18 protein-coding genes are annotated in these 24138 nt (G+C 45.0%); 10 read left to right on the forward strand and 8 right to left on the reverse strand.

Features of this window, described 5'->3' with window-relative positions:
• The first annotated feature begins 6 nt into the window (after positions 1–6).
• On the forward strand, positions 7–1080 hold the full coding sequence (locus R3D00_07530; protein ID MEZ4773016.1) for an AAA family ATPase: 1074 nt from the start codon (positions 7–9) through the stop codon (positions 1078–1080).
• Positions 1077–1772: a DUF4276 family protein gene (locus R3D00_07535; protein ID MEZ4773017.1), complete on the forward strand. Its 696-nt coding sequence runs from the start codon at positions 1077–1079 to the stop codon at positions 1770–1772. Before R3D00_07530 ends, R3D00_07535 begins: the two co-directional genes overlap by 4 nt.
• Positions 1773–1777: 5 nt before the next feature.
• On the opposite strand, the gene pbpC is transcribed toward R3D00_07535, so the two are convergent.
• Complete coding sequence (gene pbpC, locus R3D00_07540; GenBank protein MEZ4773018.1) at positions 1778–4141, reverse strand: penicillin-binding protein 1C; 2364 nt, start codon at positions 4139–4141, stop codon at positions 1778–1780.
• Positions 4142–4342: 201 nt separating this feature from the next.
• Here pbpC and R3D00_07545 point away from each other — a divergent pair, with 201 nt between their 5' ends.
• Entirely contained in the window at positions 4343–5257 is a 915-nt protein-coding gene (locus R3D00_07545) for a serine hydrolase (GenBank protein MEZ4773019.1), read from the forward strand.
• 28 nt (positions 5258–5285) lie between these two features.
• A complete protein-coding gene (locus R3D00_07550; protein ID MEZ4773020.1) occupies positions 5286–8135 on the forward strand; it encodes an Npt1/Npt2 family nucleotide transporter in 2850 nt (949 codons plus the stop codon).
• A 38-nt stretch (positions 8136–8173) separates the two neighbouring features.
• Here the strand turns inward: R3D00_07550 and R3D00_07555 are convergent, their stop codons facing one another.
• The 3 genes from R3D00_07555 to R3D00_07565 all read right to left on the reverse strand — a co-directional run bounded on the left by R3D00_07555 (position 8174) and on the right by R3D00_07565 (position 14201).
• On the reverse strand, positions 8174–9448 hold the full coding sequence (locus tag R3D00_07555; GenBank protein ID MEZ4773021.1) for a serine hydrolase: 1275 nt from the start codon (positions 9446–9448) through the stop codon (positions 8174–8176).
• 2 nt (positions 9449–9450) lie between these two features.
• Positions 9451–12360, reverse strand: coding sequence for a PEP/pyruvate-binding domain-containing protein (locus tag R3D00_07560; protein MEZ4773022.1), 2910 nt, complete (start codon positions 12358–12360; stop codon positions 9451–9453).
• A gap of 74 nt (positions 12361–12434) precedes the next feature.
• Positions 12435–14201: an ABC transporter ATP-binding protein gene (locus tag R3D00_07565; GenBank protein MEZ4773023.1), complete on the reverse strand. Its 1767-nt coding sequence runs from the start codon at positions 14199–14201 to the stop codon at positions 12435–12437.
• Between the two features lie 171 nt (positions 14202–14372).
• Between R3D00_07565 and R3D00_07570 the strand changes: the two genes are divergently transcribed.
• A complete protein-coding gene (locus R3D00_07570; protein MEZ4773024.1) occupies positions 14373–14717 on the forward strand; it encodes a hypothetical protein in 345 nt (114 codons plus the stop codon).
• Here the strand turns inward: R3D00_07570 and R3D00_07575 are convergent.
• Positions 14686–16338, reverse strand: a complete 1653-nt coding sequence (locus R3D00_07575) for an altronate dehydratase family protein (protein ID MEZ4773025.1) — start codon at positions 16336–16338, stop codon at positions 14686–14688. The two genes, R3D00_07570 and R3D00_07575, sit on opposite strands and share 32 nt — an antisense overlap.
• Before the next feature lie 53 nt (positions 16339–16391).
• Between R3D00_07575 and R3D00_07580 the strand changes: the two genes are divergently transcribed.
• Complete coding sequence (locus tag R3D00_07580) at positions 16392–17351, forward strand: threonine/serine dehydratase (protein MEZ4773026.1); 960 nt, start codon at positions 16392–16394, stop codon at positions 17349–17351.
• Here R3D00_07580 and R3D00_07585 read toward each other — a convergent pair.
• Positions 17348–18628, reverse strand: coding sequence for a hypothetical protein (locus R3D00_07585; GenBank protein ID MEZ4773027.1), 1281 nt, complete (start codon positions 18626–18628; stop codon positions 17348–17350). The two genes, R3D00_07580 and R3D00_07585, sit on opposite strands and share 4 nt — an antisense overlap.
• A 250-nt stretch (positions 18629–18878) precedes the next feature.
• Here R3D00_07585 and R3D00_07590 point away from each other — a divergent pair, with 250 nt between their 5' ends.
• The 4 genes from R3D00_07590 (at position 18879) to R3D00_07605 (ending at position 21749) form a co-directional block, all read left to right on the forward strand.
• A complete protein-coding gene (locus R3D00_07590) occupies positions 18879–19328 on the forward strand; it encodes a hypothetical protein (protein ID MEZ4773028.1) in 450 nt (149 codons plus the stop codon).
• 99 nt (positions 19329–19427) lie between these two features.
• Complete coding sequence (locus R3D00_07595) at positions 19428–20345, forward strand: hypothetical protein (protein ID MEZ4773029.1); 918 nt, start codon at positions 19428–19430, stop codon at positions 20343–20345.
• Between the two features lie 93 nt (positions 20346–20438).
• Positions 20439–21059, forward strand: a complete 621-nt coding sequence (locus tag R3D00_07600; protein MEZ4773030.1) for a hypothetical protein — start codon at positions 20439–20441, stop codon at positions 21057–21059.
• 156 nt (positions 21060–21215) lie between these two features.
• Positions 21216–21749, forward strand: a complete 534-nt coding sequence (locus R3D00_07605) for a hypothetical protein (GenBank protein ID MEZ4773031.1) — start codon at positions 21216–21218, stop codon at positions 21747–21749.
• 384 nt (positions 21750–22133) lie between these two features.
• Here the strand turns inward: R3D00_07605 and R3D00_07610 are convergent, their stop codons facing one another.
• Positions 22134–23537 carry a cytochrome c gene (locus R3D00_07610; protein ID MEZ4773032.1) on the reverse strand — a complete coding sequence of 468 codons (1404 nt, stop codon included), beginning with the start codon at positions 23535–23537 and terminating at the stop codon, positions 22134–22136.
• Positions 23538–23544: 7 nt separating this feature from the next.
• Positions 23545–24117, reverse strand: coding sequence for a redoxin family protein (locus R3D00_07615; GenBank protein ID MEZ4773033.1), 573 nt, complete (start codon positions 24115–24117; stop codon positions 23545–23547).
• Positions 24118–24138: the final 21 nt, after the last annotated feature.

A 24138-nucleotide genomic window follows, 5' to 3' on the forward strand; every position in this document is an offset into this window, starting at 1 on the left:
GTACCTATGATAGAGCGAATCGAGATTAGAAATTTTAAATCTATACAAAAGCTGGATTTACGCCTGAATCCGGTCAATATTCTGATTGGTGCCAATGGCGCAGGTAAAAGCAATTTTATAGATTTTTTTCAATTGGTCAATAAGATTTATGAAGGGAAGCTAAAGCTCTATTCTGAACAAAAAGGAGCTAATAACTTATTATATCGGGGAATAAAGCATTCCAGCTATATCATGGGTTTACTTGATTTTGACAATACAAATGCATATAAGTTTATTGTAAAGCCTGGCAACGACGATGTTTTGTATATTTCTGAAGAGGGCGATTTTTTTAATAAGGATGAGGACGATTCTAAAAACTATAACAGCAATTGGCATTGGCATCTCGCAGAGCCTCCATACCGGTATGATTCTGAAAACAGAGCATGGTATGTAAAAAATTACCTGAAAAGTTTTCGCGTTTACCATTTTCATGATACAAGTGATACTTCACCTATGAAGGTAAGTAGCCAGATAGATGACAATGATTTTTTAAGAGAAAATGGTGGCAACCTCGCATCATTCCTATATTATCTACAGCAAAAGCATCAAGCTATTTTCAAAAGAATTGAAATGGCTGTAAGATCAATAGCACCTTTTTTCGAACGATTTGACCTAAAACCTCGTCGAATCAATCCGGATCAGATCAAGCTGGAATGGAAAGAACGTGATTCTGATATGTATCTTGACGCACATAATTTTTCTGATGGGACATTGCGGTTTATTGCATTAGCTACGTTGCTGATGCAGCCTGACCCTCCAAAAACAATTTTGATAGACGAACCTGAACTGGGCCTGCATCCTGTAGCTGTACACAAATTAGGGTCCCTCATACAAAAAGCGTCCGCCACATGTCAGGTAATTGTATCTACCCAGTCCATAGAGTTAGTCAACAACTTTCTTCCTGAAGATATAATTACCGTTGATCGGTCAAATGGCCAATCTGTGTTTCGCAGATTGGAAAAGGACTCGCTGGAACATTGGTTGGAGACCTTTTCACTTGGTGATATCTGGCAAAAAAATATTATCGGTGGGCAACCATGAAAAGGATATATGTAATTGTGGAGGGGCTTTCTGAGATGGAATTTGTGAAAAGGGTAATGGAGCCTTACTTTACAGCAAAAAGAATTATAATTTCTGGTATTCCTATGAAAAAAAGTGGCGGAGGGTCAGGCTTTTCTAATTTGGATCATTTTAAAAATAATGTTACCCCCTTATTATTTGAATCAGATCAGCCTGTAATTACCACTATGATTGACTTGTATAAGTTCCCTGTACAATCTGGTAATCCTCATGAGGAAAGACTTTTAAAACATTATGACAAGGTCTCAAATATAAATGAAAAGCTTGCTGGTCTGGAAAAAGTACTGTCTGCAGTAGTAGATAAAATTAAACCATATCCAGAGTTTCTTCCATACATCCAAAAACATGAGTTTGAAGCATTGCTGTTTTCTGATCCCGATGTTTTCAACATTGAAGACCCAAACATTGTAAGTGATATTGCCGCCATACTTATAGATAACCCCAATCCAGAGGATATAAACACTACTTTCGATGGGCATCCGGCCAGGCGGTTGGAAACTATTTTCGCAAAGCACAAAAAGAAATATGTAAAAGGTGCTGACGCGGTTGACTTTGCAGAAATAGCCGGAATAGAGAAAATAATGGAAAAATGCCCGCGGTTCAAAACCTGGATTTTGGATTTGGTTTCTATGGCAATATCCCCGACTATGTAGATAATTCAATAATACCTCACCTCAACTTCTACCTGGCTTTTTCTGCCCCGGTCATCCATACAGGTAACCTTTAGTTTTCGGTTCTCGGGTTTGAAAAACACTTTTTCCTCCGGTGCCGCCGCTACGATAAACCGGTCATTTACATACCAGTAGTGTTTTCTCACCGTCGGGGCACTAGCTGCCTGCAACAAGATTTCCTGTCCGGCTGCGCGCTCTACCAAATACTCAAAATCCTCAGATGGAGACAGGATTTTTGGGCCTTCTCCTGAAAATCTGGCTTCACATCCCTCAAAATGCGGTGGTGGGGTGAGGATCGCCCGGTTGTTGGAAGCAAACCACAATACCAGCTCAGGATCATACATCGGGAAAACTTGTTTCTTATATCCTGTATCTGGCAGACATACCGGACAATATTGTACTTTTTCATCATTGCTGACATACAACTCCTGATGCAGGTTGCACTCCTGAAGTGAAGAAGACTTTTCGAGATAGTAGTCTGTCATAAAATGACTGCAATATTGCCCGGGTATTTTCCCGGTTTCTGCGCATACCTTGCGTGTATTGACTGAGGGAGGCTGAGGAAACCATTTTTTCTCCGGATTGTAATCTATGGCGTTAAAAATGTCCATCAACAGTGGTACAGCCATATAAGATCCTGACAGCTCCGGCGCCCCGGTTCCGTCAAAATTCCCCATCCACACGCCTACGGTAAACTGAGGGGAAAATCCTATGGCCCATGCATCGCGTTTTCCGTAGGAAGTACCTGTTTTCCAGGCGATTTTCGGCCTTTTGGAATCATCTACCAAGGTTTGCGGTATGTCTGGCCTTTCGAGTTCAGACAGGATATCGGCAATCAGCCACGATGCGCCTGCAGAAAAAAGCCGAACTTCCTTCGTCGTATCAACACTTTGTGATTGAAGATACCGGAGAGGAAACATATTACCTCCATTTGTAAAACTCGCATAAAACCGGGTCAATTCTTCCAGCGTTACACCGCATCCTCCCAATACGGTCGAAAGGCCTAAGTCCTGCCTGCGGTTTTTAATGGTCTCAAACCCGGCAGTTTCAAGCAGGTCAAGAAACTGGTCATTGTCGAGATCTCTGACCAATCGCACAGGGGGAATATTAAGGGAATGTGTGAGTGCTTCAAATACGGTAACTTCCCCCCGGAACATCATATCGTAATTTTCGGGAATAAAAGACTGGAAATTGCCGGGAATATCCATCAGTTTGGAAGCTGGGGTAACCAGGCCTCTGTCAAATCCCAAACCATAAGCGGCCGGTTTGAGCGTAGAGCCGGGTGATCGGATAGCCTGTACTCCATTTACCTGCCCCAGCGCCTGGTTATCCGAAAAATCAGCCGATCCGCAGTAGGCGACAACTTGCCGGGTATGATTATTCACCACCAAAACCGCGCCGTTGGACACATTCAGTCGCTTAACTCTTTGCACATGGTTGTATAAAAGCCGCTGAACAGTATGCTGTACGTTGGGCTTGATTGTGCTGTGAATCTCCTGTTGATGGGGGTACTTTCGCTTTAGTTCGTAGCAAATATGAGGTGTTTCGGGGATAAGGCTTTCTCTGGAGGCGTTTATGGGTTCCAGTTCTGCCGCTGTAAGAGATGTCTCGGTAAATATTTTTTTCCCCCGGAAATAGGCGATCCATTTATCCCGGGCTTTTCGTGCTTCTTCCGGGTATCGATCCAGGCGTAAGGAATTGGGCCGGTTGGGAATAACCGTTAGCAGAATCGCCTGAGAAAGGCTGATCTTTTCAGGGGGGCGTTGGAAAAAGATATAGGACGCTGCGGTTACTCCTTCAATATTCCCGCCATAAGGAAGGTAGCTCAGATACATTTCGAGAATCTCCCGTTTGCTGTATTTCCATTCGTACTGAAAGGCTCGGAACATCTCCCGGATTTTGCTGGTATAGGTTCTGGGGGCGGGGGAAGCCATTCTCGCCAGTTGCATGGTGATGGTCGATGCGCCGGAAACCCGCTTACCCGAAGAGATATTGTGTACCATTGCCCGTAGCATTGAAAAAGGGTTGATGCCCGGGTGATAATAAAACCACTGGTCCTCTTTTTCAATCAGGGCTTCTATCAGTTCGGGGCTTATATGATCCAGCGAAGTGTACATTCTCCACTTGTCGTCGGGCGTCAGATAAGTACAAAGTAATGAGCTGTCAGCAGCAAGAATGGTCTGCGAACAAGTCTTTGGAATGGGGGGCGGAAACACCCATGATATCAGAATAAAGAAAATAATTCCCAAAATAAGAATTACACCCAGCCGGATAGAGGTTTTGACTGCGAGAGACCTCGGGGCTGTGCGCGACTGTTTCTTTAGTAGGAGAATTAAATCCTTGATATTCATTACAATTATGCGTGATTTTCAAAGAAACGCGTCCATAAGATACAATACAAAAAAATTTCTGGTATTGTATTTGTAAATTATTACAAAGATGTATCTTTCGGGCTCATTCATCATTTTAAGAGAAGAATTCGGCCGATCTTCACTGGTAACAAAAATGATGAGCAATAAAGCCGAAAAACATCATTATTCACCTATCATATTGTGAAAAAAATTCTGGTTTTAATCCTGCTTCCGGTCTTTCTAATGAGTGGGCCTGCAAGACCTACCTATGAGGTAGTTCCCCCTGTCGATCCGGAAATCCCTGTTAGAGTATCTGACGAATCTTTTATTCCTCTCCGCGATCTGGAAGATACCCGGTTGGAGGCTCGTCTCCGACAGAAGCTCAATGAAAATGCAGAGTGGAAAGGCCTGATTGCAAATGATAAAATGGCGGTAGGGCTCGTTGACCTTCGCGATATGAATAATCCCAGATTTGCTGCCATTAATTCCAACACGATGATGTATGCGGCCAGTCTGCCTAAAATTGCGATTCTGCTCTCCGCAATGGATGCTATAGAGAAAAATGAACTGGCTGAAACACCGGAAATCAGGCAGGATCTCCGGCTGATGATCAGCAAATCCGACAATTATGCCTCTACCCGAATGATCGATCGTCTGGGATATGCAAAAATCGAGCAGGTACTCACCGATCCTCAGTATGCTTTATATGATCCCAATTTTGGTGGCGGACTGTGGGTAGGTAAAAGATACGCAGCAGCTGGAGAAAGACATCCCGATCCAATAAAAGGACTGAGCCATGCGGCTACGGTTTCGCAGGTTTGCCGCTTTTATTATATGATGATTTTTGGAAAACTGGTCAGTTATGAGAGATCACGGCAGATGCTGAATATTATGGGACGCCCCGAGCTGCACCACAAATTTGTGAATACTTTGGATGCCATAGCCCCTCAGGCGATGTTGTTTCGCAAATCAGGCTCCTGGCAGAATTACCATTCTGACTCCATATTGGTTTGGGACAAAGACCGGAAATACATTCTCGTTGGGCTTACTGAAGCATCAGATGGTGAAACAATTCTCCGCAATTTGGTATTATCTGTGGAGGATGTGCTAAATTGACCCTGCCAAAAGATAATGCAGGCAGACGATGACTCAGGCCAGAGAGGCAATAAAATATTTACTGCGTAAAACCTTTGATATCAGAGAAGGTGAACTACGGCGTGCTTTTTTTATGCAGGCTAATATTTTCCTCCTGATTTCGACTCTCCTGATTGTCAAACCTACCGTAAATGCCCTTTTTCTCTCGCGTTTTGGTGCAGAAAATCTTCCCGGTGCTTTTATCCTCGTTGCAATTGTTGCCGCAGTCATTTCTACGCTGTATTCCCGTGTATTAAGGAAACATTCGCTTGATAAAATCATCTCGGGAACCCTGATCTTTTCGATCAGTGTGCTGATCCTCTTCGGGATTCTCCTTCGCCTGAACGTAACGGTAGGGTGGGTGCTCTACATTTTTTATATCTGGGTCTCGATATTTGCCGTACTTTCTGCCTCTCAGTTCTGGATTTTTGCCAACCTCGTATTTAATGCCCGGGAAGCAAAGCGCTTGTTTGGCTTCATTGGCGCGGGTGCCATTGCAGGCGGGATATTTGGGGGGTATCTGACCAGCATTCTGGCCCCGGTGCTGGGCAGTGAAAACCTGGTATTTGTCTGTGCGCTGCTTTTATTTATCTGCATTCCCATCACGCGGTACGTCTGGAAAAAATTTGTCCTCAATACAAAAACAACCTTTACCCGTGAGCGGAAAAATCAGGGAATTGCCGACCATCCGTTTCAACTCATTCTCAAATCCCGACATTTGACCTATCTGGCCGGAATTACCGGCGTAAGTGTCATTGTAGCTAAACTGGTGGACTACCAGTTTAGCGATATTGCTGCTACCTATATCGCAGATCCTGATGAACTGGCAGCATTCTTCGGATTCTGGTTTTCCAACCTGAATGTAATCTCTCTCCTGGTTCAGCTTTTTCTCACCCGACGTGTTGTGGGTACTTTTGGGGTGGGAACTTCCCTGTTTTTCCTTCCCGGAGGTATTTTGCTGGGATCTATGATTCTGCTTTTTATGCCGGTACTTTGGGCAGCAGTAATCATTAAAGTCAGCGATGGAAGCCTTAAACAGTCCATTAATAAAGCTGCTACCGAATTATTGGCACTGCCTATTCCCACCGAAATCAAAAACCAGGCTAAAACCTTTATCGATGTCTTTGTAGATAGTATCGCTACAGGTGTAGGCGGACTGATTTTGATTTTTCTGGTGAATGGAATGGAATTGCCCTCGCGCTATATCAGCCTGATGACGGTACTGCTGATTTTGTTTTGGGTTTACCTGGCGGTAAAAATCAGACAGGAATATCTTCGATCATTCAAACTGAAAATCAACCAGTCGAAAACTGGCTCAGAAAAGAAGGAACCCGATTTTTCACAGGAATCAGTAATCGGTGGGTTAAAGCGGGTTTTGGAAAATGGAAATGATTCACAAATTCTTTTTGTGCTTCGCAAGATTCGTGAAATCAGCGACGAACGGCTGCTGGAGAGTGTCCGGGCATTGCTTTCTCATCCTTCCCCAGAGATCCGTACAGAGGTTATCCGGAACCTGTATTATATGAAAAATCATCAGGTCGCGGATGAGGTGATGCCTTTTATCCATGACTCAGATCAGGGGGTAAAAATTGCTGCCTTTGAATATTTGATCGAACATCGTCCTGAAGATATTGAGGTGCTGATGCAGGCATATCTTTCTGACAAAGATTATCGGGTGCGTGCAGCGGCACTGGTAAGTCTTGCCAACGAAACCCGCGATAATGCATCGCTCAGGGAGTCTTTTGACCTTGAGGGGCGTATCCAGGCTCGGTTAAATTCCCTCTCCACTGTAGTGGATCCGGAGGAAATGGCTTTCCGGAAAATAGAAATTCTCCGGGCTATTGGTCAGGGTAATATCCCCTCATATTATGACCGGATAGAAAAGTTTTTGTACGACCCCGATCCGGTTGTGGTCAAACAGGCAATTACTTCTGCTGCGGATACTAACCATCCCCGGTTTTTGCCTCTGATTGTGCCGTTTATCGGTTTGGAACCATTTGCCAATGCTGCTAAAGCAGCGCTCGTCAGGTTTGGACCAGGCGTTGTGGATGTGTTGATGGCACTGGCAAAACAACCCGAAACCCATGTGGAAATGATACGGGCTATGCCGGTGGTTGTGTCACAGATCGGAAACCAGAAATCGGTGAATTTTTTATTTCACCTGATAGACTATGAAGACCTCATGGTCAGGATTGAATCTCTGAAGGCGCTGAATACTCTGAAAATAAATTTCCCGCATCTGAAGTTTCATGAAAAACTGATTCTTCATAAGATCAATGAAGAAGTCCATGTTTTTCAAGATACATTGGCTGTCTTGTATGCCCAAAGCCAGAAAAATGCAATTGATCATTCTTCGGCTCCGGACGCAGAAATAGAAATCACCGAAGCCCGCAAGAGTTTGATCTCCCTGTTGGAAAGAAGGCAGGATGGAAGTCTGGAAAGGATTTTTCGATTGTTGGGACTCAAATACCCTCCCGATGATATGTTGAATATTTATCGTGGACTTCAAAGCAAACAGGAAGATTTCCGGATAAATGCTGTCGAGTTTTTGGATAATCTGCTTGCTGCTCCATTAAAAAAACTCCTCATTCCGATTGTGGAAACAGCTATGCTGGATACTATTTCTGATAAGGCAATTGAACATCTGAATCTTTCCATCCCCAATGAGTACCAGTGTTTCCAACTATTGCTGGAAGGAAAGGATACCAGGCTGAAGCTGGCGGTTCTGCATTTGATTGGCTTGTTGAAAGATGCCGCATATATCCCCATGGTGGAAACTATGGTTGACAACACCAACCCCAAAATCAAAAATTTTGCGGCAAAAACACTGGAAAGACTGAGGGGAGAGGGACATTTGTAATGCCTGGCGGTACCCCAGCCTAACGGGAGGTACTTTCCTCAAGGTTTAGCCTCTGTACGTATCAGCTTATCAATCCGCGACGCAAGGGCATAATGGTCGTTGCTGGAGTTTTTTCGCAAGACATTGGACATCAGGGTAACCATATAGGTCGTGCCGTCGGGATGTTCGACGATCGCTACAGAATTCATAAAGTTATCAACATTGCCCATATATTTCCCGCATTTAAATCCCTCCTCTTCCTTGCATTTGTACAAGCTTCCCGATTTAAAATAAACCGCCGCATTTTTGAGCGCCGCTGAAGAAGCGTATCTGATCCTCCGGTCAGTCATATACATCAAACGCTTGATTTCCAGGCTGGTGGAGTCATCCACAACTTTGCCCCTTTCCATGGCCACCAGAAACTTCATCAGCCCATAGGGTGTGCCGATACTGCCACCCATCGGCGGAACAAAACTTTCCCCTCCATTGGTAAACAAGCGGCCCAACCTCCATTCATCTTCGGTAATTCCCAACTTGCGCAGCGGCTCATTCACCACCGCTATCGACAACCTCGCCAGACTGTCTTTGGGTGTATTTTTGAAATAGTCATTGGCTTCTTGCTCTGTGAGCTCGGGGTAATGATCACCAAATATCCGCATGAGCATGGCTTCTCTCCATACAACACTCGCCGCCCCGTTGCTACTGACTGAAAGCATATGGTCCAGCCACTCGTAGAGGGAAAAGGTATCGGCTTCTACCAGCGTTCTTTTGAAAAACTTTTTGGTATCGGGATTAAAAAAAGGGACCGTATGTTCATTGGGAATGGCCCATTTCCCGGCTCTTACAAACTTTGTTCTTAAAAGTGCCTGCCGGGTATGAAATGAGTCTGGGTATATTTTGGCCAGTTCGGTGAAAAAACCGGTCGCTACAGCAAGTTTGCCTACACTTCCGGGTTGGAAACCTCTGTTTTGCTGCTTTTGAGCATAACGGATGGGTTTGCCTGGCGTGATGTCGAGCAGGGTAACAGAATAGCTTTCATTCAAATAAGGAAACATGGCCGAAAGTGCTTTCTGAAGCTGAGGATCAACTTCTGGCAGTGTTTCCAGACTGTCCCCTCTTTCGCCCATGAGATTGAGCTGAATGTCGCATATAGATTTTTGTGCGCCCGGTACCGGATAAGCATCCTTTATTTCTCCCATAATGACCAGTTCCAGGCGTTTGAGCCTTCGAATACCGGAGGTTTCGTATCCGTCAATCGGGTAACCGGTTGCCAAAAGGTTTTCAGGAAGGATATATATCGTACATAGTACCAGCCAGAGGATAATATTTTTCATGACTAAAGAGTTGTGTTGAGTGAAACAGCTTGATTTTCAGGAAGTTTTGGGGTAATGGACAACAAATACTCTGAGGCAGCGGCGCGTTTGTTTTCGACAAAAGGCCGTACCTGAAACAGCCATAGTTTATTGTTGAGGAATCCAAATTCTACATCAAACGGGCCGTTGGTTTCGATTCCGGGAGTTTTGGGTAGTTTTTCTCTTACTTCTGAAGAAAGGGTGCGAATATCGCCGAGGTTTCTGGCATTCAGAATAGGCTGTTCAAAAGTGGCAATATTCTTTTTTGTTCCCCCTGTGACCGGCAGTCGGTTGTATACGGGTTCACGTGCCGGGGAGAGGAGCATATTTTTGCCGTTGGCCACCATCAGGTATGATTCTGCCGCCTGACCATCAACGGCGCCACCTGCACCTCTGCTGAAGGCTATTGTGATGTCTTCCATGTTATCAGACACAATACCTTTGGTGATCATTACCCCTGAGTAATCCACATCCACGCTGGGAATAATCAGAATGGATGGATAGACATTTTCGGGATTCAGCAGGTATTTTTGCCGCCATTTGTAGCTGCGTTCGGTATATGGCGATGCCCAGACATCCCTTATACCCTGTAGAATTTTTTGCTCATCCACCGCATTAAAAATGGTCAGGTTTAAGCCCGCACCGCTAAAGTCTTTAAGGTCTTCCATATTGGTATCGCTGCGGAGAAATACCGGAATTTTTCCCAACGGCTGGCCAAGTACCGATGTGAACCCTTGCTTCATTTCTTCCACAAATTCAGGTTTAAGGGGAATCTGTTTGATCGCTTCGCGCAGTTTTTCCAGTCCCTGAAGGGTAAAAGTCTCAATGTCTTTGTCGCTGCAATCCATTCCCTGCATTTCATTGGCTTCCCAGAAAAGGTCATATACATAATTCCAGTAGGAAATTTTGTTGTCTGGCATAAGCTGGTCCATGTGCTGGCGAAATATGCCAAAGGGAATCACCAGGCCTTCTACTACATTTTCGGGGAAAAGGGCTTTGAGTTGCCCGAGGTTTGCAGCTTTTGGGCCGCAAAGTTTGCCCGAATCATTGGAACGAACGGCTCTCAGGTTGAGAATCTGGGTTTGGGAAAGTACCATCCGCTCGACCGGAACCCTGATTTTTTCTTCACTGCGCTGTTTGACTTCGAATAGCTTACGCTCTTCCGCCGTCATTTGATCGGCCAGTTTGAGGATAACGGTCCCTTTGTTGGAGACCGCGTAAAAAACCTTTTTGCCCGAAAACTTGCGAAGTTCTGCGAGGTTTTGATCCGATACAACTGCATTGGGGATGCCCAGGTTACGGGCGAGCAGTTGCACATGGGAAACCATATTCCCCTCACTGACAGTGGCAATTCCGGCAACGGGCTTGAGATCCCCGGGCGGGCGCTGAAAAATGTAGATTTTATCAGCGGAGACTTCTATTTCTCCTGCTGTTTCGCCTACTACCACCAGTTCGCCAAAAGCAAATCCCGGGTTCAGGCCCCGAATCTGTCCCTGATTGGAAATGCCCATCACCTGATTGGAGAGATTGGCCTGAACGGCAATCAGGTCGCCGAGTTTGCCTACTTCGCGGCCCAGCGGAAGCAGTACGGATGAGCGAATGCGGTCATCCTGGAAACCAAGAGCCAGCGGCTCAAAACCACTGTAAAGTGATACTACGTCCTGGAAATTGGCGCGTGTCATTCCTGCGCCCCATTCGACCACACGGCGGGAAGATTCCAGAATGGCAATCAGCTCGTGAATATCCATAGACTGGCGGCCTTCGGCAGGCGTAAATGCTTCGGAAATTTTTTCCCATTCCCACATTTCCAAAAATCCACAGCCTGTTGCTGCCATGCTCAATGCCTCAATTCTGCCCAGTGATTCTCCGAGGTTTTTTGCCTCCCATCGGCTTACTTCTGAAAAAAGCACATCTTCGAGCAAAACAGACATATCAAACAGGGCAAGACGGGCTTTGGGATCAGCGATTTCAAGAATATACTTCCGGATATCCAGAATAGCTTTGGCAATAGCGGTAGTTTTTTCAGGGCCTGTGGGCTTTTCTGCATAGGCATTGATGAAGTTGATCAGGGAAATCCGCGCTTCTGATCCTGCCGGTATAGCTGGCAGGTAGCGGTTGAGTGTGCGCAGGTTAATGGGCTGATAGGCCTTGTTCATGTCGGAAATGAGCTGATCAAATTGTTTGAGCAGCTCCGGTGTAAGCTTGCTGCGGTGGGCATCCCTGAAGGCACGTACCTTCGCCAGGTCCGAAGGCTCCGGTTGACTGTGAATTTTGACCCGGATGTCCATAAAGTCCGTGTATTCGTCTGCAATGATTTTGGAAACGGCCCGGATATTTTGTTTGCGGTTGTCGTCTTTTCCGTGAGGAATATCCCTTACTGCTTGCCTGAAAAGGAAGAATTTTTTATTGATGAAGTCATTCTCCGCCAGACTTTTATCAAAAAAATCTATTCCCCAGGCTTCCTCATCTTCCACCTGAATCGCACCGCGGTAAAACTGTCCTTTGCGTAGAATCCAGCCATTGTCTGCGGCACGCAGGTATTTTTCGAGCTGGTATTGTTTGAGCCGGGAATGGTTATGGGCCTCATCCAGAAATTCGGTGTAGTCGGTATTGGAAAGAATCTGGCCGAGGAAAACATGGTTTTTATTACCCAATGCGATTACCTCTTCCTTATACCTGGCGCGCTGAACGCCTCCGGGATTGTCGGGACAAGGGTCTTTCGGCATGCGGATTTCCCCATCGTTGCAAAACCAGCGAATGTCGCGGTATGGCCCCCGGATATCGGTTTTGTATGCCTGTATCTGCCTGGCTATTTGCTGATTGTCAATGGATTGCGCAGGAGTGAAGAAGGGCACAAGTCCAAGGATCAATAGAAGTGTAAATCGTCTGTTCATGCTAATGGAAATAGGTAACGATCGTTTTAGTTGCGTACTTATATCAACGAAAAAATCCGTGTTTCCGATGGATATTAAACTTCATTTTGTTGTAGCATTTCCGAGAATATACCATTTTTTCTGCTAAGGCTTTCATAATCACCTGCTTCAACGATTTGTCCCCCCTGGATTACAAGGATCCGATCCATATCTTTCAGGGTCGAAAGCCGGTGTGCGATGACAATAGCTGTAATTCCCTGAAATAGTTGGTGAAGGGCTACCTGGATTTTACCTTCTGATTCATTGTCGAGATGGGAAGTCGCTTCATCCAGAAAAAGTATATCGGGATGCCGGTAAATGGCTCTGGCAATGCCCAATCGCTGTTTTTCTCCACCTGACAAGCGGATACCTTTTTCTCCGATCAGGGTATCAAGTCCCAACGCATGCCGGTTGGCAAATTCATCCACCCTGGCAATGCGAATGGCTTCCGCAAAACGCATTTCGCCTTCTTTATCTGGCGTAATACCCAATGTGATATTATCTCTGATGGAGAAATTGAAAAGCTCGGTCTCCTGTAAAACTACGCCTATATGCCGGGTGTATGATGCGCGGCGAATATCTTTAATGGACATATCGTCAAATCCGATAAATCCTTCATAATCTTCGTACAGCCCCTGCATGATTTTGAAAAGTGTGGTTTTCCCTTCACCCGAAGCACCCACAATTCCGATCTTTTCGCCCCGCCGGATCGTGAGGTGAATATTTTCCAGTACCTGCTTTTGTTCATAGCAAAAATTCAGGTCGCGAATGTGAAGTGACTGCCAGTTTATGGGGAAATCTTGCGTTCCGGTTGTTTCAACGACAGGTTCTTCCTTCAGAATTTCGTTGACGCCCATCAGGTCTATCTGCGCCATCATATACTGGTGGTACATGTCTGAAAACCTGGATGCAGCGGATTCTATTTTGCTGAAATAAAAAAATACCTGTGCAATAATCCCAACAGCAAATCTACCCTGTAATACTTCCCAGACAGAAAACCCGATGATTGCCAGGCGGAAAAATTGCTGATGAAGCCCAAGTGCAGCCAATCGGGTGCGGAACAAAAAAATGCGGTGCCTGAGCGCTTCAAGCAGATTTTGGGAATGAACGGCAAGATGCGCGATCATCGATTTTCCCAGACCGATAGTTTTGATGGTTACGATACTATTCAGCACTTCAAACTGCATACTGTAAAAAGTATCTTCCATCCCGTTGACGACTTTTGATTGGTCTTTGGCGAGTTGGGTAAGCCGGGTCGAAAGCCAGTAATGGGTGACAAAAAACAGAATCAGGATTAGGTTGAGCTCCCAGCTCAAGGCAAAAAACACGAAAGTAATGCCGATTAATCCCACCGTACTATCGATCGCGTGATCGACAAACATTCGTATCAGACTATTGAGACTGGTGCCGCCCCTGCTGATTCGTTTGAGTTTGCGACCGCTGGACTGCCCTTCATGCCAGTGAAGATCGAGGTTTACTACATGTTCGATCGTTCTGAGCTGGAGTGCAACGGCAGCTTTTTCAGCAACATTATAGATCAGGTAACGGGCAATCTCCAGGCCGCTGTAATAGCCCAGAGCGGAGAGCGCAATGATGCCCATCAGATTCCATGCAGGAGTAGTTTTTTCCCCAGGATTATAAGTTGAAGCAAAGGAAATAATCTCTCCGATCGCCCAGGGGATAATCAGCCAGAGCGCACTGGCTATAATCGCCAGTATCGTACCTATTGTAAATGCACTCCGGTACTTTCGGATGTACAGCCATACATCCCGAACCAAATCTTTGCCGGAGTAATCTTTCAACTGAGGTATTGATTTATCCATACGTTGTGAAACTCACCGTAAAGCTAGGGGTTTTTCGGTGGATTTTACATCAAAAGCGTCGTGCCGTGTACACGGTTGTTCAGGATATACACACGTATATTCATTCGCAATTGGTCAAATCAAAATTGTTTCTTAGCTTAGATTTATCACTTGCTCTAATCCACCACCATTATGACAGCGCTTAAATCTATTGCTTCTGTTGTTTTGCTCATTCTTACGGCTACCTATATGTTTGCTGGCCCTGTAGCAAAATCTCCCGCCATTGATGCACAGCAAACTTCGGCGAAATCCAGCCTCACGGATATCAGCAATCACTCTGCTGCCGAAATGATTACTTCAGATAAAGTAATTGCTCATAGTGAAAAGGAAAAAACTGCCCCTGCACAGAAATCCGGAACGCAAAAAGCGGGCATGCTGATTTTAATTTTCAGTGTGGCAGGTGTCTTTTTATTTCCTGCGGTAATGGAATTTGTAGCTTCCGAATCTATAAAGAGATCCCTCTTTTCCAGGGGATAAAATCATCCTGACCCAGGCGTACCGCCTGAGGAAGTGCTTCGCCGCTGGCGACCTTGATGATATAATCCAGAATCTCTGCTCCCTTGGTTTCAATGGTATCCTCTCCGGATATAATCGTCCCTGTATTGATATCGATGATATCGGGCATCCGGTTGTACAACATGGTATTGGATGCTACTTTTATGACGGGTGCAATCGGGTTGCCGGTCGGCGTGCCAAGACCTGTGGTAAACAGGGTAATATTCGCGCCTGAACCTGTCAGGGCAGTGGTCGATTCTACATCATTGCCTGGAGTGCAAAGTAGATTTAAGCCTGGTTTTGTTACCTGCTCTGTATAATCGAGTACATCTGTAACGGGTGAAGTTCCTCCCTTTTTTGCCGCTCCCGCTGATTTGATCGCGTCTGTAATCAACCCATCTCGGATATTGCCGGGAGAGGGGTTCATGTCAAAACCCGAACCTACGGCTTCTGCTGCAGCATTATATCTCCGCATCAGGTGAATAAATTTTTCTGCGGTTGCTTCATCCACACAGCGATCGGAAAGTTCCTGCTCTACTCCACAAAGTTCGGGAAACTCTGACAAAACCGCCGTTCCTCCCAAAGCTACAATCAGATCTGCCGTATGGCCGATGGCCGGATTTGCAGAAATACCGGAAAAACCATCGGAACCTCCGCATTCCAGGCCAATGACGAGTTTGCTCAGCGGTGCAGGTGCGCGACGGAGTTCATTTGCCTTTGTTAGTCCTACGAAGGTTTGTTTCAGTGCCTGGCTGATCAGGCTTTCTTCGGAGCGGCTTTTCTGCTGTTCGTAGATATAAAGGGGTTTGTCAAATGCGGGAGAAATTTTGGCAATCGCTGCTTCAAGGTCTTTGACCTGTGCATTCTGACAGCCAAGACTGAGTATGGTTGCCCCTGCGACGTTGGGATGGGTGATATATCCTGCGAGCAGTGCGCACAGTGCCTGAGAGTCCTGACGTGTTCCGCCACATCCGCCTTCGTGGGTGAGGAATTTGATTCCGTCTACATTCGGGAAAAAACGATTCGCCCGTGACTGCTCGGGGGAAAGATGAATATTGGCCTCCAGCATTGCTTCAGCTGAAGCTCCGCTCTCATACATACGTTTGAGCGATTTTACATCGAGGTTGTAATCTTTTTTTGCACCATAACCGAGTTCGTCCACCAACATTTCTTTGAGCACCTGCACATTGCGGTTTTCACAAAAGACCATTGGAATCACGAGCCAATAGTTGGCAGTGCCTACTTTTCCGTCGCTCCGGTGGTAGCCCATAAATGTCGCATTCTGCCAACGGGTTACGTCGGGTACGTGCCATTCGGTGCGCCGTTTGCCGAGTTTGTATTCACTGGAGGAATGTTTGACATTTTCTGTGGAAAGCAGGCCTCCCGCAGGAATCGGCATCACAGCCTTTCCTACAAGAACCCCATACATATAGATCGGGTCTCCGACATTAAAATCCTTTGCAGCAAATTTGTGTTTTACCTGAATTTTTTCCCGTATGACAAAACTTTCTGCCATATAGGTTACTTTTTCCCCTTCGGATAAATCTGCCAGTGCAACGATAACGTTGTCGGCGGGATGGACTTTCAGCACGCGGTTATTCATATCACAAATTTATTTGAAAATATACATCTGAAAAAAAGAATTATTTTCACTCTATGAAAGTTTATGAGGAAGTTATCGCCGCAGAAAATCGTATCCGTCCCTGGATACTCAATACGCATGTGGAGTTTTCTCCATGGCTGAGTCAAATGACCGGAGCCAATGTCTGGCTGAAAACGGAGCATATGCAGATTACCGGTTCCTTCAAACTTCGGGGCGCTGCAAATAAAATTTTGTCTCTGTCCCCGGAGGAAAAAGAACGGGGCGTAATTACGGCTTCGACCGGCAACCATGGTTCTGCCCTCGCTTATATAGCTGCAAAGACGGGTTGTAAAGCGACGATTTATCTTCCCGAAAATGCCGCGCCCACCAAAGTCGAAATGATGAAACTCTACCATGCCGAACTGGCGTTTTGGGGGGAAGACTCTGTGGAAACCGAAAACCACGCCAGAGCTATGGCTGCGGCGATTGATGTACCTTTTGTTTCGCCGTACAACGATCCGCAGATCATCGGGGGGCAGGGCACGATTGGGCTGGAATTATTTCAACAGGTTCCCGATATGGATGCGGTGCTTGTGCCGGTCGGTGGGGGAGGACTGATTGCGGGAATTGCCGGATATTTGAAAACGGTTTCGCCCAATACAGAAATCATCGGCTGTCAGCCTGAAAACTCCGCCGTGATGTATGAATCCGTTAAAGCCGGAGAAATTTTGGATATACCTTCTCTGCCCACCTTATCAGACGGTACGGCAGGCGGATTGGAGGCGGGCAGCATTACTTTTGATTTGTGCCGGCAATATGTTGACGATTACCAGTTGGTTTCGGAGGAGGAAATAGCCCATGGTTTGCGGTTGCTTCTCGAAAAACATTATATGATGGTAGAGGGAGCCGCCGCACTTTCTGTTGCCTCTTTGCTTCAGCAGCCTGACCGCTATAAGGGCAAAACCGTTGTATTAATTCTTTGTGGCAGGAAAATGGGCCTCAATACTCTTCGGAAAATATTGGAAATGGTTTAGTTTGTTTCAACGACAAATAGCCCGGCTTTTCCGGAAGGATATTTCGCAGAATATAGAATTTTGGAGCCATCTGGTGCCCACTCAAGCCCGAAGGGTTCCGGCTTTGTCAGTGAACGGTCAGTGAGTTGGCGAAGGCTGCCGTCGGTCATGTTCATGATCCAGATGGTCGGGCTGCCGGTGCGGTCACTGATGAATGCGAGTTTTTGTCTGTCGGGGGAATAAGCCGGGCTGTAATCATTCCATTGAGATGGTAGTACAAGGACTTCCGCCCCGCCTGATGATGAAATGCGGAATAACTGCCGGAGATAACCTTCGGGTCTGCTGTAGGTAAGTTCATCGGCTCCCGGTCCCCATGCAGGTCGTCCGGGATACTGGTCTTCGATTTCTGCGAAAAAACTTCCCAACACCTCGTGATTGACGATTTTTGTAGGGTTGTAGGCGGAATTGTACCCTGCGGGTATTTTCCATATCTGATAGACAGCACTTCCGAGGCGGTTGGACAAAAAGGCAATCCATTGGTTGTCAGGCGACCAGACCGGGAGAAGGTCGGATGAATCGCCCTGGGTAATTGTTGCAACAGTTTGTGAAGTACGATCGAAGATATGAATGTGGCCTGGCCCGTTGGAGAGCGATCCCGGACTGGCAGACGGCCCGTAAAACACAATTTTATCACCAGCCGGAGACCAGTGTGGCGCTTTACCTATAGAAACAAGAGTTTCTGTTTTTTGATTCAGGTCGTAAATATAAATGCCCTGTAAGGCGTCAGCGCTTGTAATGGGGCCCGGGAGGTCTGCCTGAAAGGCTACTTTATCTCCTTGCGGAGACCAGCTTCCCCACGAACGGGAGATATCCTGGTTTTCTACCAGCGGAGTGATGGCCGGGGTACTGTTTTGCTGGATCATGATCGTCTGCGAAACCGCAGCCTCCGAAGTACCGTTGATTGCCCGGATAGCAAAATAGTAAGTTTTGCCCGGTTCGGGATTTTCAAATAAAAAGGTGTTTTCACTTGTTCCCAAAGTTGCGATTACCTCTTTGGGCTGGCTGCTTTCTGATGAAAACAGCACATAAAAAGCTTCCGGATCTACCTGCTTATTTTCCGGAAGATCAAATTTCACCCAACCCCAATGGAGTCGTATGCCCTGAGAGGTCTGCTCTCCCTGAAGAATGGGTTTCGCAACCTTAGCGTATGGTTGTAGCGGCTCCCCTCCATCTTGCGAGCACCCGCTGGCAAACAGAACCAAAACCAGGGTAATGATTTCCCAAACGCTGCGCTTCATATCAATTTCAATTGTTTTTCCTGAAAACGTTATGAGAGCTGAAAGTGCTGCATGTAAAACAACTAAGTTTTCGTGCGCACCAACACCCAACACCCAACACCCAACAGCCAACACCCAACAGCGCCTCCGTCCGATACTTGTAAATCTGAGTAAAAGAGAGGATATTGGGTTGGGGTGATAGGGGAATAAACGCAAGAGGTGGATACGGATATTGGGATGTTATAGGACATGAAAAAAAAACAACTCCAAAATGAGACATTTAACGATAATATTTTTGATCATTCAAATCGGAAATGTTCATGGTTCCGAAATAATTAAAGTAGCTCAAAACCCTGATACAATTGATAATTGGCAAGTTTATATTGATAATCAACTACTACATAAAAGTAATGAAGTAGCTAATAATTTGGGGTTAAACAATGAAGGAATAAAAGTTCGATTAAGCGCAATAGATAAAGAAATAAAAATCTATTTTGGAGGATGTTTCGGTGGAATTCCGCATTATGTCAAAATGGTAGATAAAGAAGGAAATGAAATAGGTTTGTTTCAAAATTCCCTGGAAGGAAATTATTATAAAAATATTGTTTCCATTCCCAAATATTTTTTGGAAAAAATAGGAAAAAGACGAATCATATTGTATGAACTGAGAGAATTTAATGGACCACAGAAATACAAATTAATTGAATTGGAAATTGAGTAATGAAAAAAGAAAAAGTCCCATAACATCAGCTACACCACGCCATGCTTCCCTTTGGTCAGCACGGCGGGTAGCTTGGGCGTTATCCACAAAATGATAAGAATGAAAATCACCCTAACTGTACTCATAACGGCAATAACCATTCAACTTTCTTATTGCCAAATCAACATGTCAGATTCATCTGCTCAAATCGTAGGTTATTGGCGTGTGGGCGATAAACAATCTTATGATGTGTCTTATGAAACGTATAAAATCAAAGATCAAGACACAACATTTAGAATGATGATAAAGTATGAGATTGATGTGACTGTTAAAGATTCGACCGAAAGTAGCTACACGATTGAATGGTTCTATAAAAATTATGACATACATACCGATAATGAGCTAGTAAAAAAGATTTCAAAAGCCGCTGAGGATATTTCTGTAATTATCAGAACAGATGAATTCGGAGCTGTGCAAGAAGTTCTCAACTGGGAAGAAGTAAGAGATTACATGGATAAGGCTATGAAATCTTTGAGAAAGGAACTTAAAAAAGTGCCAGGAGCTGATAAAATCATCGATCAATCCATGGCAATTTATAACAGCAAAGCAGCAATTGAAGCAAATGCAATTAAGGACGCACTACAATTTTATACTTTTCATGGAGGGGCATATACTTTGAACGAAAAGGTTACCGGTCAAATGCAATTTGCAAATAACTTTGGTGGGGATCCTTTTGATGTAGACGTTACTCTCAGTCTTGACGAGCTTAATGAAGAAGATGATAATTGCGTCATCAGAATGCATCAAGTTGTCAACGCTGAACAATTGAAAAATGCAACCTATCAATACCTGGATAAGATCGGAACTTTCGGAGATCAAATGCCGGACATTAGCACATTACCAGAATTAACTAACGAAGTTTGGACTGCATCAAGAATTCATGGTGGAACTGGCTGGACAACATACAGTATAGAAACTAAAGAAGTGAAATCTGAAGGCTCTGCAAACATTGAAGAACGAATCATTCAGCTAAAATAAATGTGCATAACAAAATGCAAGAAATTATATCCATTGATCCAAAGCTACACTTCTTTCATTGCCGTAGGGCAGTATTATAAAATGACAGAATAAATGATACGAGTTGTATTATCAATAGTATTCACACTAAATCTTTCGCTGACTTTTGGACAGTTATCAGGACATAAGCTGGTGCATCATGTAGGTTCAACTACTGACAGTACTATTCAAGTAATTTTCGAACAAGTCGATATTATAATGAAGCGATACATAATATTTGAGAATAAAAATTCCATAGACACACTTTTTTTATCCTGGACTGACAATAAATTCCACTCTAACACTTGTCAAATTGATCAAATACAAATTGACGGAAAAGGAATGAAAGAAATACATATTACGTGGACATACACGAAACCTTTTGGATTAGGAGACTATATTGGCGGACAAACAAGTTGGGGCGAACAACGAGAATTCGTTAATCACGAAATATGGAATTTAGATGCCAGGGAACGACTTTTTAGTGCAGTTTCTTTGTACTCCGTTGAAAAATACACTACCTATCACGGGATAAACGAGAAAACAATAAATACACATTCATTGTGGAGTTATGATTTTTCAATCGATGAACATGGAAGAATAACAATCTCAAACATAAAAAAAACGCAAGACCAAATACCAGATAATACAGAAGGAAGTTACACTTTTGCAGAGAGAAAATATTACAAACTATGAATAGAAAACCTCTGATAACAACACCTGCCCAAAAGTGGCGGTTCATTGGTTAAGTCAAGCTTTGTGTTTCGATCAAATTGTGTATCCCTCGTTTCGGATGAAGCGCTTCTGAATCCCGCTCGAAAGCCAGGCGGCCAAAACGTTATCAAACATTTTATGGAGATATTCAAACAACTTAACAAATTCACAAAGACAGTTCTAATCACAGGACTGACATTCATGCTGTACGGATACTTGTGCAGACTAATTGGAATCTATTTCTTCTGGGAATGCAAATCAATTGGCTGGATACTTTTGTTCATTGGGGTAATTGGCTTCCTATCCAACAGAATTAAAATTAAAACGACAGAGAAGAAAAAAACGAATCTTGAAAAAGTCGGAATTGGAATCATCATTTTTGTTTTGCTTGTTCAGACAATTTTGGTTGCAGTAATCCCATTCACCGACGCATATTTGGTTGCAACTACACATCTCATAAATGACGATAATCTTAAAACTGAAATAGGCAATATCACAGGATTTGGACTAATTCCAACGGGTAGTATTCAAAAGGCAACAGACTCAAGCGGTGAGTATGGCAGTGCGACAATTAATCTGACTGTAAGGGGAGACAAAGCATTTAAGGATATTACAATTTATGTTGTTAAAAATGCTGACAGCCCTGAATGGAAAGTTGAAGGAATAGAATAAAAACATTTGCTAATGCGGGTTTTGCGTTAGGGGGCGGATGGCGCGAGTAGAAATCCGCCGGGCCGAAAGCAATTAATAAACATTGGTGCTGGCAGCCAGTTTTCGCTTTCAAAAACCCATCAACACACCGCCCGAAACCTGCAGCTGACATACGCATGGTGTTCTTAAAGCCAAGAATTTCATTAAGGTGGCTACAGGCATCAGATGTTGTGAGAAATCAATTTTCATGACACCGTTTAGCAAACAGACTCTCAAAAGCCAACACCCAACACCCAACCCCCAACCGCCAACACCCAACCGCCAACACCCAACCGCCAACAGCCAACAACCAACACCCAACCGCCAACACCCAACAACCAACAGCCAACAACCAACACCCAACATTTAATCTAGCACCCCGCCGCTCAGGCTGATATTTTCGTCGCCTGCCTGATAGGGGACATACGTAATAATAAACTGCAGCATTTCGTCTGTCGTGCGCATGCTTCCGTCTCTTTCGGCTACCGTTTGCGGCGGGTCAAAAGGGTTGTAGGGATTTTCGGACGTGTTGTCAAATGTCGCTTCGACACAGATCACTGCCCCCCGGGGAATTTTCAACATTTTTTCAAACGTATAATAAAACTGCCAGCGAAAATCCCACTCCGGAATGCGAATCAGTGGAATGGTATCTCCTTCAAGCGTGATCGCATACGCAAGGAATGATTTTCCCAGTAAATGCATATGGGGATTGAGGGTAAGCAGGGAGATATCGTGTTGAATGACCGCGCGGGTGGTAAAAGTCATCACCGTATCGGGAGGAATCACCAGTGGCGGCACGATGTCCGAAATACCCAGGGTGCCCAGCTGAATTTCCATTGTAGGGCGTTTGGGGGGCTTTTTGGCAAAAAACACATTAAAACGCGAGCGGTCAAAAGTATCCGTTGCCGAAGGCCCGTAATGCATATCATTGAGCAACATTGCCCCTTTTCGCTTCATTTGGTAACCACCGATATCTTCAGGATATACGGGCGGCGTAACTCCGGGCAGATAACTGCACACCAGTGGAGTCAGCGTGGGGTAGGTCTTATCGTCATTGAGCAGGCCGAGTTGAGGATAGGCAATTTCCACCGGTACTTTTTCCCTGTCAACATATCGATCTCCTTCAAAAACATCGCGTTTGGCCCCATATTCATAGCTGATCAGGTGCCCGTTCATATGGTGGACGACTTCTGCATTTCCCGGCACAAACTCTATGAGCCGGATGAAGGTGTCTGTCGGAATCTCGTAGGGAATTTTCATGAAAAGAAACCGGTCCAGATTGTCGCCTGCGATGGCAAATGGTTTTTCCATTTCGATGACGAGATCAGGTTCGCCGAGTTGAGAGCCATCTGGATAATGGGGCAGGGGAGGAATGAGGGAAGATTCGCCCAAAAGACGGCCCTGATTCAGCCATTTATCCAGCAGATCGATTTCGTATTGAGATAAGCGTTTTTCCCCCTGAAAATGGCGGTAATCAGGATCAGCGGGCCAGGGAGGCATAAACCGGGTTCGGGTAACCTGTGCGATCATTTTTGCTTTTCTTGCGACGTCGCGGTAGGTGATAAGGGGGAAAGGCCCTGCACTGCCCGGGCGATGGCAGGGAGTACAATTTTGGTGAATCAGCGGTGCAATGTGTTCGCTGAAGGTAACAGTATCGGGAAGGCGTAAATCGCGGTTTTCAGCCGGATTTCTATTTTCACCGGAATCACATCCTGATATAAACCACAGGGAGAAAACAGCGCAAAAGCCGGAAAATATCAGTAATCGCATCTGCATATTATTCGATCAGACAGCCGATAGCTTCAGTTTGGGATACGGTAACAGGTTTTCCCGCAAGAATAGCGATCAGAGCATCCCGGAGAAAAAATCGGGTCGTGACCGTGCGGTGTTTGCCCAGCGCAGCGATCCAGTTATCAATTTTTCCCTGGTATAAGATTTTGCCCTGATCATTTACGACAAAGGCTTCAGGGGTAACGTTTGCCCCGAGGAAGCAGGTCAGGGAAAGATCGGGGTCAAGCAGCACCTTTACCGGCGGATGGTATTTGCCCATAAAGGACTGTATTTCTATTTTTTCGTAGTATTTGCCGGGAAATATTCCGATAAAACTTACTGCATTTTCTGAAAATTCGCGTCTCAGATTGCTGATGGTAAGGGAGTAATTTTCACAAAGCGGGCAATCGGGTGAAAGAAAGAAAAACACTGTGGCTTTGTATTTGTTTATGAGCTGAAGCGAAACAGGTTGCTCTCGGATGTCATACAAAGCGATGTCGTTCAGCCTGCTCTGGCCAAAAATTATATCGAAGCAGACAATCAGCGTAATAAGTATGATAAATCTTCGGATCAAATTCATAAATTGTATATCCAGCTGACT

It is taken from the genome of Bacteroidia bacterium, from assembly GCA_041391665.1.
Lineage (GTDB): Bacteria > Bacteroidota > Bacteroidia > J057 > J057 > JAGQVA01.

What these genes read in the sequence shown, in the direction of transcription:
- R3D00_07530 (MEZ4773016.1), top strand. Translation starts at nt 7, where the DNA reads ATGATAGAGCGAATCGAGATTAGAAATTTTAAATCTATACAAAAGCTG.
- R3D00_07535 (MEZ4773017.1), top strand. Translation starts at nt 1,077, where the DNA reads ATGAAAAGGATATATGTAATTGTGGAGGGGCTTTCTGAGATGGAATTT.
- pbpC (MEZ4773018.1), bottom strand. Translation starts at nt 4,141, where the DNA reads ATGAATATCAAGGATTTAATTCTCCTACTAAAGAAACAGTCGCGCACA.
- R3D00_07550 (MEZ4773020.1), top strand. Translation starts at nt 5,286, where the DNA reads ATGACTCAGGCCAGAGAGGCAATAAAATATTTACTGCGTAAAACCTTT.
- R3D00_07555 (MEZ4773021.1), bottom strand. Translation starts at nt 9,448, where the DNA reads ATGAAAAATATTATCCTCTGGCTGGTACTATGTACGATATATATCCTT.
- R3D00_07560 (MEZ4773022.1), bottom strand. Translation starts at nt 12,360, where the DNA reads ATGAACAGACGATTTACACTTCTATTGATCCTTGGACTTGTGCCCTTC.
- R3D00_07565 (MEZ4773023.1), bottom strand. Translation starts at nt 14,201, where the DNA reads ATGGATAAATCAATACCTCAGTTGAAAGATTACTCCGGCAAAGATTTG.
- R3D00_07570 (MEZ4773024.1), top strand. Translation starts at nt 14,373, where the DNA reads ATGACAGCGCTTAAATCTATTGCTTCTGTTGTTTTGCTCATTCTTACG.
- R3D00_07575 (MEZ4773025.1), bottom strand. Translation starts at nt 16,338, where the DNA reads ATGAATAACCGCGTGCTGAAAGTCCATCCCGCCGACAACGTTATCGTT.
- R3D00_07580 (MEZ4773026.1), top strand. Translation starts at nt 16,392, where the DNA reads ATGAAAGTTTATGAGGAAGTTATCGCCGCAGAAAATCGTATCCGTCCC.
- R3D00_07585 (MEZ4773027.1), bottom strand. Translation starts at nt 18,628, where the DNA reads ATGAAGCGCAGCGTTTGGGAAATCATTACCCTGGTTTTGGTTCTGTTT.
- R3D00_07590 (MEZ4773028.1), top strand. Translation starts at nt 18,879, where the DNA reads ATGAGACATTTAACGATAATATTTTTGATCATTCAAATCGGAAATGTT.
- R3D00_07595 (MEZ4773029.1), top strand. Translation starts at nt 19,428, where the DNA reads ATGAAAATCACCCTAACTGTACTCATAACGGCAATAACCATTCAACTT.
- R3D00_07600 (MEZ4773030.1), top strand. Translation starts at nt 20,439, where the DNA reads ATGATACGAGTTGTATTATCAATAGTATTCACACTAAATCTTTCGCTG.
- R3D00_07605 (MEZ4773031.1), top strand. Translation starts at nt 21,216, where the DNA reads ATGGAGATATTCAAACAACTTAACAAATTCACAAAGACAGTTCTAATC.
- R3D00_07610 (MEZ4773032.1), bottom strand. Translation starts at nt 23,537, where the DNA reads ATGCGATTACTGATATTTTCCGGCTTTTGCGCTGTTTTCTCCCTGTGG.
- R3D00_07615 (MEZ4773033.1), bottom strand. Translation starts at nt 24,117, where the DNA reads ATGAATTTGATCCGAAGATTTATCATACTTATTACGCTGATTGTCTGC.